At 48.3% G+C, this 15,440-nt stretch carries 14 protein-coding genes; 2 read left to right on the forward strand and 12 right to left on the reverse strand.

Going from position 1 to position 15,440, the window contains the following annotated elements; all coding sequences use genetic code 11:
- Positions 1-459 precede the first annotated feature (459 nt).
- Both M2404_RS14640 and M2404_RS14645 read right to left on the reverse strand, forming a co-directional pair.
- Complete coding sequence (locus M2404_RS14640) at positions 460-882, reverse strand: SMI1/KNR4 family protein (RefSeq protein ID WP_259240507.1); 423 nt, start codon at positions 880-882, stop codon at positions 460-462.
- 6 nt (positions 883-888) lie between these two features.
- Positions 889-2,040, reverse strand: a complete 1,152-nt coding sequence (locus M2404_RS14645) for an HNH/ENDO VII family nuclease (protein WP_259240508.1) — start codon at positions 2,038-2,040, stop codon at positions 889-891.
- Between the two features lie 442 nt (positions 2,041-2,482).
- On the opposite strand from M2404_RS14645, the gene M2404_RS14650 reads away from it, so the two are divergent.
- Positions 2,483-3,403 (forward strand): integrase core domain-containing protein, encoded by a 921-nt coding sequence (locus M2404_RS14650; RefSeq protein ID WP_259240510.1) that lies wholly within the window; start codon positions 2,483-2,485, stop codon positions 3,401-3,403.
- 629 nt (positions 3,404-4,032) lie between these two features.
- Here M2404_RS14650 and M2404_RS14655 read toward each other — a convergent pair.
- The 10 genes from M2404_RS14655 to M2404_RS14700 form a co-directional block, all read right to left on the reverse strand.
- Complete coding sequence (locus M2404_RS14655) at positions 4,033-4,521, reverse strand: DUF2919 domain-containing protein (protein ID WP_259240511.1); 489 nt, start codon at positions 4,519-4,521, stop codon at positions 4,033-4,035.
- Positions 4,518-4,853 (reverse strand): DUF3392 domain-containing protein, encoded by a 336-nt coding sequence (locus M2404_RS14660; protein WP_259240512.1) that lies wholly within the window; start codon positions 4,851-4,853, stop codon positions 4,518-4,520. The genes M2404_RS14655 and M2404_RS14660 overlap by 4 nt, the downstream gene beginning before the upstream one ends.
- A gap of 1 nt (position 4,854) precedes the next feature.
- A complete protein-coding gene (ligA, locus tag M2404_RS14665; RefSeq protein WP_259240513.1) occupies positions 4,855-6,888 on the reverse strand; it encodes an NAD-dependent DNA ligase LigA in 2,034 nt (677 codons plus the stop codon).
- Positions 6,889-6,996: 108 nt separating this feature from the next.
- Positions 6,997-7,902: a cell division protein ZipA gene (gene zipA / locus M2404_RS14670; protein ID WP_259240514.1), complete on the reverse strand. Its 906-nt coding sequence runs from the start codon at positions 7,900-7,902 to the stop codon at positions 6,997-6,999.
- A 14-nt stretch (positions 7,903-7,916) separates the two neighbouring features.
- The gene (smc, locus tag M2404_RS14675) at positions 7,917-11,330 is read right to left on the reverse strand and encodes a chromosome segregation protein SMC (RefSeq protein ID WP_259240515.1); all 3,414 of its coding nucleotides are present in this window, start codon (positions 11,328-11,330) and stop codon (positions 7,917-7,919) included.
- 93 nt (positions 11,331-11,423) lie between these two features.
- Positions 11,424-12,041, reverse strand: a complete 618-nt coding sequence (locus M2404_RS14680; protein ID WP_259240516.1) for a mechanosensitive ion channel family protein — start codon at positions 12,039-12,041, stop codon at positions 11,424-11,426.
- 29 nt (positions 12,042-12,070) lie between these two features.
- Complete coding sequence (locus M2404_RS14685; RefSeq protein ID WP_259240517.1) at positions 12,071-12,562, reverse strand: YcgN family cysteine cluster protein; 492 nt, start codon at positions 12,560-12,562, stop codon at positions 12,071-12,073.
- Positions 12,563-12,564: 2 nt separating this feature from the next.
- Positions 12,565-13,227 (reverse strand): fumarylacetoacetate hydrolase family protein, encoded by a 663-nt coding sequence (locus M2404_RS14690; RefSeq protein WP_259240518.1) that lies wholly within the window; start codon positions 13,225-13,227, stop codon positions 12,565-12,567.
- Positions 13,228-13,232: 5 nt separating this feature from the next.
- Positions 13,233-14,261, reverse strand: coding sequence for a lytic murein transglycosylase (locus M2404_RS14695; protein WP_259240520.1), 1,029 nt, complete (start codon positions 14,259-14,261; stop codon positions 13,233-13,235).
- A 25-nt stretch (positions 14,262-14,286) separates the two neighbouring features.
- Positions 14,287-14,559, reverse strand: a complete 273-nt coding sequence (locus tag M2404_RS14700) for a YcgL domain-containing protein (RefSeq protein ID WP_259240521.1) — start codon at positions 14,557-14,559, stop codon at positions 14,287-14,289.
- Between the two features lie 165 nt (positions 14,560-14,724).
- Here M2404_RS14700 and minC point away from each other — a divergent pair, with 165 nt between their 5' ends.
- The gene (gene minC, locus M2404_RS14705; RefSeq protein ID WP_259240522.1) at positions 14,725-15,432 is read left to right on the forward strand and encodes a septum site-determining protein MinC; all 708 of its coding nucleotides are present in this window, start codon (positions 14,725-14,727) and stop codon (positions 15,430-15,432) included.
- The last annotated feature ends 8 nt before the right edge of the window (positions 15,433-15,440 follow it).

Consider the following 15,440-nt stretch of genomic DNA (forward strand, 5'->3'; position numbering starts at 1 on the left):
GTTTTGTGGCTTATTAGTTTGGCGACCGATCTGATCGCGTAAACCGCATTGAGTTCCTTCGTTTTGGTGATCTACTGTTTGGAACAGTTATTTAGCCTGATATCTAAAGTAAATAATTCCTCCGCTTGCCAAGGCATCACAGAGTCACATCTATTAAAATAGTAAAAATCATCCTCAGATATATAACCCATATTCTTCAAGGTTTTTTGTAGTACCTTCCTAGAGCGCAAGCTCTTTGAAACTAGATAAATTTTAATTTCTTCAACATAGTCGCTCATATACTCGCCTCTGACATCTGTGAAACAGAGAATCAGTTTATAAAAGAAAAAGCCATTAGAACTGGAAAACCGCCATATTTTTGATAGCCAGCAACCGAATATTGATTAAATCTCAAATAAAGCTGGTTGATTTATTCATTCCGACCATGCGAACGTTATGAACTCAACAACGGGAAGCCAACTAACTTTCTTCAATCCACACAACTTTAATCCATGTAGCTAAATCTGGCCAGAGCTCATCAGTTGTGCCGTTATGTGACCAAAAACACACTTTCCCATTTTCAATCAAACAATAATAGTCCCCATTATCTTCGCATATTGGCAACCAGCCATTTGGTAAACCCATTTCTCTAGCTTCAGACAAGGCAATGGCAAGTTCGCTGGTGGCATCACCACTTTCAGTAACAATCAGTGGATTTAAGACTCCCACAAATACGTCACTCGCCTGCTTTAGAAACTTCCTGTAATCATCTGAAAATCGAAATCCGATTTTAGCTTCATACTTATCCAGCAGCTTGTCATCAGGTAGTTTAGGTTTCCTCGGCGTATCAATGGAAAGCGCCTTCAACTCTTTAATAACATCATCAATATAATAGGCCATCATCAGCTCCTAAAAATCATTTGCTCGTGACTTCCAATACTCAGAGCGCCACTTATTAAAGTCTGCACGATTTATTCCGGATTGAGTAGTGGACGGGTTTATGTGAATAATATTGCTATTCCGTTGATGGAATGTTTGGCTAACCTCGGCGATAGCACCTTCGTGACGTTGAGTCATGTGATGTAAGTTAATTGGTTTCCCATCAGGGCCAATAGGAGCACGACCAGAACGCATTAACTCCACGTTTGTTAGGCCAGTACGAGAATCCGTCAACTTAGGATTAATGAGATCGTTTCGCTGAAAAACCTTGTTCCCGTTAAACATCTTAGAGTTAGCCCAGAATTTTCTTCCACTGCCTGCAATATTTTCTAGTGTATGCCCAACGGTTTTAAATCTCCCCGCAATAACTGCAACGGTAGCAGCACTCATCCCCGCCCATTCGCCATAACTGCCTGCTATTAGGGCTTCTGATGCAGCATTTATGCCTGTCAGGTCTGTTAACGTACCACCATCAATCCATCCGCCTGAGTTTTGAGTGATTACATCAGCAGCTCCAGCTACCGCTCCTGAAACAACCTCACCACGATGGTCCCAGAACGAGTTCCACATAAAGGATATCGCTTCAGATGTAGATGCACCTTGCTGACCATTTCTACCAGATGATGCAACATTTGTTGTATTTAGTTGGCTGCCAATATCTGTAGTTGCTTGATTTGGTATCTGCCGAGTTGATGTAGCACCATTTCCTGGGCCAGTGTTTTCCCTTGGCCGCCCATCTGGACCTGAACCACCACTACCACTTTTCCCTGAGCTGTCTTGATTACTAGGCGCACCACCACAGTCAACAACGCTCTTTCCGTTCTGACAGATTATTATCTCTGCCGCATAGCCTGTAGGGTCTGTCCCCGCCAACGGGTTATTCATAATGTATGAATACGGGTTAAGTGATTGGCTGTTACCCGGACTTTGAATTACCGGGTCAACACTTAAGAACCTGCCGAGGTTGTAATCATACGCCCGGCCGTTCATATGGATTAACTCTACCTCATCCAAATGCCGATGGTCGGTAAAACCATTACGGCTTAATGTGAGGTTTTGCAGCCTTGGCGGCGTAAGGGTATTGCCATCTGTCGCTCTGGGTTTACCAAATGCATCAAACATCCGCCGGTCGGTTACCTGGCCGTTATGGTCGGTGTAGGTTAAGGTGCTGCCTAAACGGTCTTTATGCGTATAGCGTATTTGGTGCTGGTTGGTCGCATCGTATTTAATAATAGCGATGTCTTGCAGGTATATTCGCCAGTTGCCGTTGCTTTCTTCTTCATACAGCTTGTCTATCTCGTAAGTGGTTACACCGTTGCGGACTTCTTTTAACCGCTCCAGGTTAGCACCATAGGTAAAGGCGAAGCTGTTGCCGCTTCGGCTTATCTGTGTGGGCTGTTTAAAGCTGTTGTAACTGATACTTAAGCCGTCTCCTGCGGTTAAGTTGCCCTGGTTGTCGTAGCTAAAGTTTACGATGCTGTTATTCAGTTTTACGACTTGCCGTACGGCGTTGGCACCGTGTAGCTCACATCATGCTACGCTGGTTTTATTTTGGAAAAGCTTCTTGTCCTGCCTGATTAAATACTGGCACTTTTTACGTCAATTACTATGGGAAACGGTGCGGGTATTTTTGCTCAGTATCAACCCATGTTTTACCAGAAAGCCAACTAAACCTTTTTATGCCAGACCCATTTCAGCAACATTGTCAGTTCGGCCCTATTATAAGAACCGGAAAAAGCCGCAGTGGATTATCGACAAGGTATTATATCTGGCCGCCATTTCCGGCTACGGGGCTGGTAAAGTGGCTGAACTCTTTAACCAACGCTACGGCCATAATGGTGATAGTGTCAGCAAAACCTTTGTTTATTATCAGATAAAAAATCAGCAGTACCAGATACGCATTCTACGCCGAAACATTAGAAACAAACCTCCCGGAACTACACCGGTTAACCAAGCCTGGGGCATGGATTTAACGACAGTAACGCTGAATAAACGGCAAAAGCTGCTTCTGGGTATTGTTGACCACGGCTCAAGGCTGAACCTGAAACTACAGCAACTGAAGTCAAAACACTCCGCTGCTATTATGCTGGAAGTGGTGCAGACAATAAGGCACTTCGGCTTTCCCAAGTTTATCCGAACTGACAACGAGGCCTGCTTTAACTCATGGTGGCTAAATAGTTGCCTGAAATTATTGGGCATTAAACACCAAACTACGAACATTGCCAGCCCCTGGATGAACGGACGTATCGAACGATTTTTCGGCACCCTTAAAGAAAAGTTCAGACAACTGGATTTTAACCACTGCCATCTTCAGACCGAACTGGATATTTACCGCGTCTGGTATAACAGCATACGAACCCATTCCAATCTCGGTGGTTTAACTCCCACCGAAGTCTGGCGTGGTAAGCAAAACACAAATGCAGAACAAGCCAAGTGGGTCAGCGCTTGGCAAGGCGTGTTATGTGGCTATTATATGCCGGATTAACAACAACCATGTTCCGGCAGGTAAAAAAACAGCGTTCACACAGAATGCCGCTTTCCCCTGCTTGGAAAACAGAAAATCAGCTTGTAAAAGAGCAAAAGCGATTAAAAACCTGCATAAACCGCCAGACTTTTAATTGCCGACAACCGGAAATTGTTTAAATATCAAACAAAATCCGGCTGTTTTTATCCACCCCAATCATGCGAACGGTATGAACGGGACATATTGGTAGAGGTAGGGTACTGGGTAAAGCTAACTGCCTGGCTAGCCAATGGAAATACAAACAATAATGCTAATATCCAACGTCGCATACTTCCTCATCCTTGAATAATAATGCCCCTGAATGACGAAGCATTTTGTACACAACGCAAAGTTGTAATTTATTTCTGCAAAATAAGCAAATTAATTTTATTTTGATATTAACAAACAATAGTTATGTAACGGAAACTACAAAAAATGAGTTATCGGCTCAATGTAGAATGTGATCCGCCATACCTGGCCCCACAGTGCGTTTTGATAAACCTTACACGATTCGGTTAAACCCTCGTCATCAGCGGTATATCTGCTTTAATTGAAAGCCTTTGGTGCGAACGAGGGCAATATCGGCCAAAATAATTAAGCGAAACAGCCGTTTAAGATTTACTCTTGCTGCGATCCGCCTCCGGCCATTCGGCAAACACCGCTTTAAGCGTGCGCGAGCGTAGCAACCACAAACAGCCAACCATTATCAGCACTGGCGATAATATACGCCAGGGAGCGTCCAGCATCACCTGTGATGGCAAATGTAATATGGTTAATAGCAGATCCGGCACGGCTACAAACAGCATTAAACCGCGGCCAAAGCGCCAGATATGGCGCCATCCGGCATAGCCTTTCGGTTTACGCTGGCTAAGGGCGGCAATAAGCAACAGCAGCGGGGCGGCCACTGCACAGGCAAGGATAAAATCAGCCTGGCGCGGATAAAACAGCGCCAGCATATCGCGCTGTGCCTGCGGCAGGGTTAACACCAGTACCCAGCAGATATAAGGCCGTAGTAGTAGCAGTAATAACCAGTAAAAACGCAGCGGCACTTTATGCAGGCCGTTATCGTCCAGCACCGGCCATAGCTGTTGTGGTGTCATAACTGGCGCTTACGTTGTGCCAGTATGCCCAGCAAGGTAAAAATTGCCAGGCAAACCCACGGCAGCCACAGGTTAGTTACTTTACCAAGCTGGCCAGCTACCAGCGGTGTCAGTAAAATTGTCAGGGCGCCATAGCCAAAAGCGCACAGCAGAATAAAAATACCGGTACGCCAGATAAAATGCATATTGGCAATCTGGCGGCGTACAAAGCGGTTTAAATCATCACCAAATACCACCAGGCAGGTTGCCACCATAGCCAGGGCAATATCCCGCACATAAGGCCGGAAAAAGCTGCCCCAATCCAATAACAACTGATAAAGAAAATCCGGCATCTTAGTTCACTCCGTACTGCACAAATAGATCCAGCATCTGTTGTTCAGTCCACACAGGTACATTCAATTCGGTGGCTTTGGCCAGCTTAGAGCCTGCATTGTCACCGGCAATTACGGCATGGGTTTTCGCCGACACCGAGCCGGATACCTTAGCACCAAGACGCTGCAGTTTGGCTTTGGCGTCATCACGCCCCATGCTGACTAATGTACCGGTAAGCACTATGGTTTGCCCGGCCAGAGGCTGCTCAGTTTGCGCCAGTTGCTCTATAACCGGCCAGTTAATACCGGCACTGACTAAGGCAGCAATAACGCTCTGGTTATGCGGCTCGGCAAAAAAGCTTTTAACATGCTCGGCCACCACAGTGCCAACATCGGCAACGTCCAGAAGTTGCTCCAGCGTGGCCTGTTGCAGGTTAGCTAAAGTAGCAAAGTGATTTGCCAGATTAAGCGCCGTTGCCTCGCCCACTTCACGTATACCCAGTGCATAAATAAAACGCGGCAAAGTTGTTTGCTTTGACTGCTCAATAGCCGACATCAGCTTTAACGCCGACTTCTCAGCCATCCGCTCCAGCCCCACCAACGCAGGCATTTCAAGCTGATAGATATCTGCCGGGGTTTTAACCAGTTGCTGATCAACCAGTTGTTCTACCAGTTTATCGCCAAGGCCTTCTATATCGATGGCTTTGCGCGAAACAAAGTGCTTAATTGATTCTTTTAACTGCGCTGCACAAAATAAACCACCGCTGCAACGCGCTACGGCTTCGCCGCTAACCCGCTCTATCTTTGAACCACATACCGGGCACTGCTGTGGAAAGACAATATCCTGCGCGGTTTGCGGGCGTTGCTCCAGCACTACCGAGACAATTTGCGGGATCACATCCCCGGCCCGGCGCACTATTACGCTGTCGCCTATTTTAACGCCCAGCCGCGCTATCTCGCCCTGATTATGTAAGGTTGCATTACTGACAGTCACGCCGCCCACCACTACAGGCTCCAGCCTCGCCACCGGCGTAATAGCACCGGTGCGGCCAACCTGAAATTCAACATCCAGCAAGGTTGTCAGCATTTCCTGCGCCGGAAACTTAAATGCAATGGCCCAGCGCGGTGCCCGTGCCACAAACCCCAGTGCCTGTTGCTGGGCTAAATCTGACACTTTGATCACCACACCGTCTATTTCATAAGCCAGCTGGCTGCGCCGCTGCAGAATATCCTGATAATAAGCCAGCGCCTGCTCTGCCCCGGTTACCAGCCGGATTTCCGGGCATACCGGTAAACCCCAGTCTTTTAACTGCATTAAACGCTGATAATGGCTTTGGCTATTAAGCTGCCCTTGTGGATCGTCAATTGCGCCTACCGCATAGGCATAAAACATTAATGGCCGCTGTGCGCTGATCTTAGGATCAAGCTGGCGTAAACTACCTGCGGCTGCATTTCGCGGGTTAGCAAACACCTTTTCACCGGCCGCACGGGCCTTATCATTCATTTGCATAAAACCGGCCAGCGGCATAAACACTTCACCGCGCACTTCCAGCACAGCCGGAACTGCTTTGCCCTTTAGCTTTAACGGTACCGCACGAATGGTTTTTACGTTGCTGGTAATATCTTCGCCGATATAGCCATCGCCACGGGTGGCGGCCTGCACTAATACGCCATTTTCATAGCGGATGCTAACAGCAAGGCCATCAAGCTTGGGCTCACAACAAAAGCTGAACTCGGTGCTGTTATCTAGCCGCTCGGCCATACGTTTATAAAACGCACTGAAATCGGCGGCATCAAAAGCGTTGTCCAGCGATAACATCGGAATGCTATGGCTTACCTGGCCAAACTTTGCCAGCGGAGCAGCACCAACCCGCTGGGTGGGTGAATCAGAGGTAATAAGCTGCGGATACTCTGTTTCCAGTTGCTGTAACTGGCGGTACAAACGGTCATACTCGGCATCGGGCACTGTGGGGTTATCTAACACATAATACTGATAACTGTACTCTTCCAGTTGCTGACGCAGTTGTTGCAGTTGCTGCAAAATAGCCTGACTCATAAAATAACTTTGCCTGTAAAAATTTACGCCTGAGTTTGCCATAACAAAAACGGCAGGACTACTGCCTGCCGTTTTAGCTGATGTTATTTTCGCCGTTAGCTGCCAGCTTTAGCCGTGTATCAAACGCTGGCGCTGAAATTCGCGGATTTTATCTACATAGTGCCGCACGGTTTGTACTGTTAACACGCTGCGCTGGCCATCCAGTACCTGGCCGCCGAACTCTTCTGCCAGTTTTTTTGCCGCATTGTGCATCAGATTAAAGTTTTGTAGCGGCTCGCCCGGGCCAGGTAGTGTCATAAATAAACTTACACCACGGGTGCCCAGTTTTTCGATGTTTTCCAAATCAAAAGTGCCGGGGTTAAACATATTGGCCAGGCTGAATAACACCGCGCCCGAGCCTGCGCTGTCCGTATGGCGGTGGAAAATATCCATTTCGCCGTATTTAAAGCCCAGTGTCAGTAATGACGACAGCAGATCCGGCCCTTTCATCTCTTTGTCTTCGGGTAACAATACATACAGGATCAGCACTTCGGCTGGCTCTTCTTCCGCAACGGCTTCGGTTTGCGGCTCCGCCTCTGGTTCAGCCTCAACAGCATAATCGGCCTCTGCGTGCAGCCTGGGCTCATCGTCATCGGCCAGCGCTGAGAAATTCAGTTGCGGCTCTTTGGGCTCGTCAAACTGCAGTTCGCTTTGTACTTCAGCCTTTACCGGCGAGGCTGGCTGGCGCTTTATTGCTGCAGTTTCAGCACGTTTAAACGCCGGCGTTTTTGCCGGTGAAACGGCAGGCTTTACTGCTGCAGTTCTCTCGCCAGCCTTTACCACCCGCACAGCACCTACACCCAGCTCATCAAAGCCATCTGCTTTTTCATCCGCGGCATTACCCGCTTGCTCATCGTAATACCGGTGTTTGGGCTGGCCGGCGTTTTTACGCACTGTCCATAAGCCATGCAACAACAATGCACCTAATACCAGGGCGCCGATAATAATAAAAACCAAACGTAATTCGTCAGCCATAAGGTTACCTTTAATTAAGAGGCTGCTGCCATTTTAACAGCATCATCCACATCGACAGCAACAACACGTGACACGCCGGGCTCCTGCATTGTCACGCCCATTAACTGTGCCGCCATTTCCATGGCAATTTTATTGTGGCTAATATAAATAAATTGTACTGTTTCTGACATTTCCCGCACCAGATTGCAAAACCGGCCAACGTTGGCGTCGTCCAGTGGCGCATCTACTTCATCTAACATACAAAATGGCGCCGGATTAAGCCGGAAAATCGAAAACACCAATGATAAAGCGGTTAAGGCTTTTTCACCACCCGATAATAAATGTATTGTACTGTTTTTTTTACCCGGCGGTCGCGCCATGATAGTAACACCGGTTTCCAGTAAGTCATCCTCGGTTAGGGCTAAATAAGCACTGCCGCCGCCAAATACTTTCGGAAACAGCGTTTTTAAGCCTTCGTTTACCTGCTCAAAGGTGTCTTTAAACTTCTGCCGGGTTTCTTTATCTATTTTGCGAATGGCTGTTTCCAGTGTTTCCATCGCTGAGGTTAAGTCGGCATTCTGCGCATCCAGATACTGCTTGCGCTCGGCCTGCTGTTCGTACTCTTCAATAGCCGCCAGGTTTATAGGCCCAAGCCGGCCAACTGCGTCAACGGTTTTATCCAGTTGCTGCTGCCATACCGCCTCTTCGGCATCTGCTGGCAATTGCGGCAAAATATCTTTCATACTGGCTTGCTGCTCACGCAGTAACTCCAGCATATTGTTAGCGCGCACACGGTAGCCTTCGCTATCAAGGCGTAGCTCTTCAAGTTCGCTGCGTTTTTTGTTCAGTATTTGCACTACACCATGCTGCCCCTGCTCTAACTGGCGGATTTGTTGCTCGGTAGCGCCCAGCAATTCCTGCTGTGCAATCATCTGTTGTTCAGCCTCTTCGCGCTCCAGCAGGCTTTGTTGCAGTTGCTCCTGCAATATCAGCTCGGGCTCGTCGTCTGGCTGCAATTTATTACTTAGCTGGTTTAGCTGCTCCTGCAATTGTTGTTGTTGCACTTTGGCCCGCTGCAGGCTTTGCTGCAGCGCATGCAATTGTTGCTCGGCGACTTTTTGCTGCATCAGTAATTGTTGTTGCTGGCTACGCTTTTGTTCAAACTGTGCACGCAGTTGCTGTAACTGCTGCTGTTGTATGCCGCTTTGGCTGTGCAGCAACTGCTGCCCGGCTTCATGCTCAAGTAACTGCTCAGCGCTGTGCTCTTGTGCCAGCATAAGCTGCTCTATGCTTTCTTCCAGCTGCGCCTGGCGCAATTGCAGGTGTTCGCGCTCGGTTGCCAGTTTTTGCGCCTGCTTCTGTGTTTGCTGCAGCTCTTGCTGAGCGAGCAACAAGCCGGTTTGTTGCTGTTGTAGTTGCCGCTGCATCTGCTGCAAAGTTTGCAACGCCTGTTGCAGCTTATCAGCAGCGTGTTGCTGCACCTGCTGTTGAGCGGCGAACTGAGCGGTAATGCTTTGCTGTTGCTGCTGTGCTGCGGCCAGTTCAGTAACCAGTTGTGTTAAACGTTCCTGGCGCAGTAAATAGCTGTCTTGTGCGGCGGCACTGGCCAGCAGTGCCCAGTTGCTGCCAAGCCAGTAACCCTGCGGGCAAATAACTGACTGTCCGGCTTTAAGAGCTGCAACACTCTGCTGCGCTGCGGTTAAAGTTTCTGACAATAAAATATGGTTAAAACTGTCGGGATAAACGCCTGCCAGTATCACCTCGGCCAGCGTGCCTGCTACGGCAGGCTGCGTATTAGCCATGACTACAGTAGCCGGTTGCGCCGGAAGCTGTGCAGCAACAGTCGCATGCTGCAACTGCCCCAACACCAGTGCAACGGCAGCAGCCCAGCCGGGTTTAACCTGCAACTGGCGCAACAATTGTTGTTGCTCGTTGTCCTGCTGCTGTTGTTGTTGCTGTAATTTTTGCTGTTCGCGCTGCAGCATCTGCAGCTCACTGTTAGCGTTTAGCAGCTCCGCTTCCAGTTGTCGGCTTAGCTGCTCATGTTGCTGTAACGCTGCCTCTGCCTGGCTATGCTCTTGCGTACGTTGCTGTAGCAACTCTGTGGTCTTTTCAAGTTCAGCAGTTAGCTTGCTGATGCGCTGCTGCAGCGGTTCAAGTGACAGCTCTGCGGTTTCCTGCTGCAGTTGCTGCTGGTGTTGCTGCAACTGGTTTAGTTGTTGCTGCTGGTTTTGTAACTGCAGCTGTTGTTGTTGCTGCTGTTGTTGCAGGCGAAAATGCTGCTGTTGCCAGTGCTGAAATGCCTGCTGCTGTTGTAGTTGTTCATCTTCAAGTTGCTGCAGTTGTTGACTAAGTTCGTCCAACTGCTCACTAAGCAAGGCCAGTTGTGGTTCATCTTGTTGTAACTGCTCTTGCAACTCTGCCTGTTGCGCCTGCTCGGTGGCGATAAAATCTTCAGCCTGGCTCAGGCTGTGTTTAGCCTGCTGCATTTGCGCACTGAGCGTTTGCTGTTGCTGACGCTGATGCAAAATTTGCTGTTCCAGACGGCTGATAGTGGCACCTTGCTGATAAAACCGGCTTTGCACCTGATCCAACTGCTGTCTGCCTTCCTGCGCCTGCTGTTTTAATTCCAGCAATACGCGCTGATCACCCAGCTCCTGCGACTGGTATTTTTCCAGTTCGGTTTGCTGTTGCTGTAACTGCTTGTCCAGTGCAGTAAGCCGGTTACTGTAATGCAGCCATTTTATCGTTGTCAGCTCTGCTTTTAATTTACGCTCTTGCGCTTTTAGCTCTTTATAACGCTGTGCTGCTGTGGCCTGGCGTTTTAACTTTTCAATGTTTTTACCCAGTTCTTCACGCACATCAGCCAGCCGGTCGAGGTTTTCGCGGGTGTGTTTAATACGGTTTTCAGTTTCGCGGCGCCGCTCTTTATATTTGGAAATACCAGCGGCTTCTTCGATAAACACCCGCAGCTCTTGCGGCCGGGACTCTATAAGACGCGAAATCATGCCCTGTTCAATAATGGCGTAACTGCGCGGCCCAAGGCCGGTGCCAAGGAAAATGTCGGTAATATCGCGGCGGCGGCATTTGCTGCCATTTAAAAAGTAATTCGACTGTGCATCACGGGTAACGATGCGCTTAATGGCTATTTCGCTGCGATCGGCCAGGCCTCCTGCCAGGCGGCCTTCGGTATTTTCAAATACCAGCTCTACCGATGCCTGAGACACCGGTTTGCGCTGCGACGAGCCGTTAAAAATAACATCTGTCATGGCGTCGCCACGCAGATTTTTTGCTGAGCTTTCACCCAGCACCCAGCGCACCGCATCAATAACGTTAGATTTACCGCAACCATTGGGGCCAACCACAGCTGTCATCTGCTGTGGAAAGGGTACACTGGTGCTGTCAACAAACGACTTAAAGCCGGACAGTTTGATTTGTTTTAAGCGCATCTGGACAGCATAGTGTTATTTTTATCATTGCTTTGGGGTTATCATTGCGTTAGGCAAAATGTACCAGCGGCCATCTGCACTGTCACGAAAAAATCAATCTCTTTTCCGGCTAATCAACATCTTACGCCGCCAGCGCTGGGCTTTATCTGCTACAGTATTGGTGACGGCCTTACGGCTTTTTTTCGGAAACACCACCACCGGGCGCGAAATAAGCAGGTTGTTAGGGTAGACCACCTGCTCATTGTCTTTAGTGCGCAGCACCGTGCTAAACAGGTTAATTTCAACAATGCGCCCTTCAAGATAGTTTCCGCCGTCTATTACCCGCACTTCCATGCCTTCGGCAAAAGCCTTTTGCCCCAGCAAAATAAAAAATGCGGTAATATTGCTAAGCAGGCTCCAGGCAGCAAATAACGCTACCCCTACTACGGCAATCATTGACGATGCCAGCACCAACAAGCCGCGGATATCAACACCCCAAACTATGCTAAGCACCACAACCAGCAGTAGCACCAGCAAAATATGAAATACCACTGCCGCACGCTTGTTCATCTCAGCTTTGAGATTGCTATGGGCAATAACCTGATACAGCAGCGGCATAATGCGGCGGCTGATAATAAAATACAGTATTACGGCCAGCGCACTGATAATCAGTTGCACTGAAACCGGGCTGAATTGCTGCATCAGCTCACGGGAATATTGCAAAAATGACAAGATAGAACTCCAACAGAAAGCGTTGCTTATTAATCCAGATCGTTTAACGGCCAGCGCACGATAAAGTCTTCAAAGTCGTCCAGGTTTACCTGTAACTCAGAAATGGTTTTATTGCGCACTGACATTTGTTTTTTATGCATCAGGCTTTTTTTACCGCCGTTGAGTAACGGATGCCAATGCGGCAGGCCGCGCCCTTCATGTAAACGCCGGTAAGCGCAACTGGTGGGCATAAAGAAAATGTGTTTCAGGTTTTCTTTTGTCAGCGCTATGCAGTCGGGTACCAGCACGGTACGCTGGGTATATTCGGTACACTCGCATTTATGGCTGTTTAAATAGCGGCAAGCGATATTAGTATAATGCACCTGCTCATTCTGATGCAGCACTGCCGTCGGGCCTTCTTCCTCGTCGTCAATAAACTTATTTAAACAACACTTGGCGCAGCCATCGCATAAAGCTTCCCACTCTTCAGTGTTCATTTCGTCCAGGCTTTTTGTTTCCCAGAACCTCTCTGCTAACGCCATCTTTAATTTACCTTGCTGTTTACTGTAAAAATATCAGAAAGTTGCAACTGTAGCGTATCGCCAGAGCTAAGCGGGCCAACCCCTGCCGGGGTGCCGGTAAGCACAATGTCACCGGGTAGCAGGGTAAAATGCTGGCTCATTTCGCTGATAAGCTGGCTAATGCCACGGATCATATTGGCAGTATTACCTTGCTGGCGCGGTGTGCCATTAACGGTTAGGCTAAACTCCAGTTGCTGAGGGTGCTGTACCCGGCTTTTTTCAACAAAACCGGCTACCGGGCAGGCGCCATCAAAACCTTTGGCTATCTCCCACGGCCGGCCCAGCTGTTTTAATTGCGCCTGAACGTCCCTAAGCGTCAGATCCAGCGCTAAACTGTAGCCCCAGATTGCATCATTTACCTCTGCATAACCGGCCTGCTTTAACGGCTTACCAATCAGTACAGCAAGCTCTGTTTCGTTATGCACGGCGCCCTGTCCAGCCGGAATAGCAAAACCTGGGCTGATAACACAGAGCGCAGTAGAAGGTTTAATAAAAAACAACGCTTCAGGGGCCGTTTTGCTTTGCATTTCGGCAATATGGTCCTGGTAGTTCTGGCCGATGCAAACAACTTTACCGACAGGCAAGTCGACGGAGTTTCCATTAATATCCAGGTGTTGATACGCCATTAATATTAATCCTCAGCCACAATTAAATCAGCCAGATAACCCACACTGGTAACAAAGTAATAAGAGCGGTTCCAGTGCATCAGCACTTTGTAGTTGTCGTACGCCAGAAAGGCACGGCCGCCTTCGCCGTCAGGTAAAACCAGCGCGGCATTAATATCACGCTCTGGCAAAGCGGTGTTATTTAGCCGCAGCACTCCCAGCTTATTCCAGTCAGCCAGGCTGCGCTCAGATTGCGACCAGCGCCCCAGCCATTCATTACGCTGCAGACTGCCTCTGGCAATAGCATTTGCCGCATCAAAACCGCCAGGCAATATTACTTCGCGGCCCCAGGTTTTGCTGTTATCCCAGCCTTGTTTCTTTAAGTAGTTGGCAATAGAGGCAAATACATCTAGCTGATTAGTCCAGATATCTTTTTTACCATCGCCATCGCCGTCTTGTGCGTAGGCCATAAAAGAGCTGGGCATAAACTGGCTTTGTCCCATAGCACCGGCCCAGGAGCCTTTCATATCATCCAGACTGATATGCCCCTGCGCCAAAATATCCAGCGCATGATAAAACTCCTGTTTAAAGAAGGTTTCACGCCGCCCCTCATACGCCAGTGTAGCTAATGCCGATGGCACCGAATAGTTGCCCATAATGCGGCCAAAGCTGCTTTCCAGGCCCCATAACGCAACAATAAAGCGCGGTTGCACGCCATATTTCTCGCCAATTTTTTCCAGCTCAGGTAAATATTGCTGATAACGCTCGCGCGCCATTCTGATACGGGTTTCGCTTACGCGCTTGGGTAAATAAGTGCTTAAGGTTTCAACAAATTCCGGTTGGCTTTTATCAGCAGAAACAATGCGCTCATGGAATGTCAGCGAAGCAAACACCGGCTCAAGTAATTCCGGCGCATAACCTTTACTTAATGCTTCCTGCTTTAGCGTTGCGGTGTAGTCTGCAAAGCTTGGTTTGCTGTCGGTGGTTTGCTCCTGAGCTATTACAGCCATGCTAAAAAAGGTACTTACGGCAACACAGATAAGAGATCTAAACATAAAAAAACCCATTGATAATGAAAAATTACTGCTGTAACAGCTTTTTGTGTTCTGCCAGTAAGTTGTCTACCGGCGGCGGTATCTGTAAATAATAACCCTGCTGCTGCAATTGCTGCTTTACCTTATCGATATCTGCCAGCGCTAAATGTTCCCGCCCTGCCAAATTAATCAGTGTAACCAGCACTGGCGTGCCAAAGGTTTGCAGCAGTGCTTCAGGCACTTTGCTAAAATCATCCCGGCGTTCAACATACAGATAGGTACTGTCTTTTCGCACACTTTTATAAACGGCACACAGCATCGAATAAAACCACGCATCAACCTTGCTTAACTAAGGGCTAAACTATAACATGACAGCCTTGTATTGCGTACCCGCCAACCTGCGGCAACGCAAATAAATGCCGGGGTTTGGCTAAGTGAGAACACCCGGTTATGGTAAATAATAACAAGTGCGCACTATACCCTTATGTCAGATCAGTCTTTGGAATTAAAAGGCAGCTTATTTCCTTTATCGGTGTTGTCATGTGCCGATCTCAGTGTCAGTTCACTCTCACAGCAACTTAAGCAAAAGCTGGCTCAGGCTCCGGCCTTTTTTTATCAGGCGCCTATTATTCTTAATTTAGCGGATGTACAGCAAGCTCCTGATTTTCATGCGATAAAACAACTTTTTACCGAGTTAAAACTGGTACTGGTAGGTGTTTGTGGTGCCAGCAGTGAGTTAAAGCAACAAGCACAGCAAGCTGGCCTGGCCGCTTTACAACTGGCCAAAGACAGCAAAACAGCAGTAACCACCAGCAACAATACACGCCAGACAGCAGTGGTAACCAGCACAGTTAATGTACCGATGGACAGCAAAATTGTTGAGCAAACTGTGCGCTCCGGCCAGCAGGTATATGCCAAAGGTACTGATTTAATTGTTAAAGGTACTGTTGGTGCAGGTGCTGAAGTAATAGCTGATGGCAATATTCATATTTATGGCACCTTGCGTGGCAAAGCGATTGCCGGTGCAGGCGGTGACAGCACTAAACGTATTTTTTGTTACAACTTACAGGCTGAACTGGTGTCTATTGCTGGTAATTACTGGCTTAGCGACAGCCTGCAGGGCAATTTTTGGGGTAAGCCGGCTTGTATAAGATTACAAGACGACCAACTGGTATTAGCAGAATTAGCGTAAGGATTTCA

Source organism: Rheinheimera pacifica (assembly GCF_024809855.1).
GTDB lineage: Bacteria > Pseudomonadota > Gammaproteobacteria > Enterobacterales > Alteromonadaceae > Alishewanella > Alishewanella pacifica_A.

What these genes read in the sequence shown, in the direction of transcription:
- M2404_RS14640 (WP_259240507.1), bottom strand. Translation starts at nt 882, where the DNA reads ATGATGGCCTATTATATTGATGATGTTATTAAAGAGTTGAAGGCGCTT.
- M2404_RS14655 (WP_259240511.1), bottom strand. Translation starts at nt 4,521, where the DNA reads ATGACACCACAACAGCTATGGCCGGTGCTGGACGATAACGGCCTGCAT.
- M2404_RS14685 (WP_259240517.1), bottom strand. Translation starts at nt 12,562, where the DNA reads ATGGCGTTAGCAGAGAGGTTCTGGGAAACAAAAAGCCTGGACGAAATG.
- smc (WP_259240515.1), bottom strand. Translation starts at nt 11,330, where the DNA reads ATGCGCTTAAAACAAATCAAACTGTCCGGCTTTAAGTCGTTTGTTGAC.
- M2404_RS14690 (WP_259240518.1), bottom strand. Translation starts at nt 13,227, where the DNA reads ATGGCGTATCAACACCTGGATATTAATGGAAACTCCGTCGACTTGCCT.
- M2404_RS14645 (WP_259240508.1), bottom strand. Translation starts at nt 2,040, where the DNA reads ATGTTTGATGCATTTGGTAAACCCAGAGCGACAGATGGCAATACCCTT.
- M2404_RS14695 (WP_259240520.1), bottom strand. Translation starts at nt 14,261, where the DNA reads ATGTTTAGATCTCTTATCTGTGTTGCCGTAAGTACCTTTTTTAGCATG.
- M2404_RS14660 (WP_259240512.1), bottom strand. Translation starts at nt 4,853, where the DNA reads ATGCCGGATTTTCTTTATCAGTTGTTATTGGATTGGGGCAGCTTTTTC.
- minC (WP_259240522.1), top strand. Translation starts at nt 14,725, where the DNA reads ATGTCAGATCAGTCTTTGGAATTAAAAGGCAGCTTATTTCCTTTATCG.
- zipA (WP_259240514.1), bottom strand. Translation starts at nt 7,902, where the DNA reads ATGGCTGACGAATTACGTTTGGTTTTTATTATTATCGGCGCCCTGGTA.
- ligA (WP_259240513.1), bottom strand. Translation starts at nt 6,888, where the DNA reads ATGAGTCAGGCTATTTTGCAGCAACTGCAACAACTGCGTCAGCAACTG.
- M2404_RS14700 (WP_259240521.1), bottom strand. Translation starts at nt 14,559, where the DNA reads ATGCTGTGTGCCGTTTATAAAAGTGTGCGAAAAGACAGTACCTATCTG.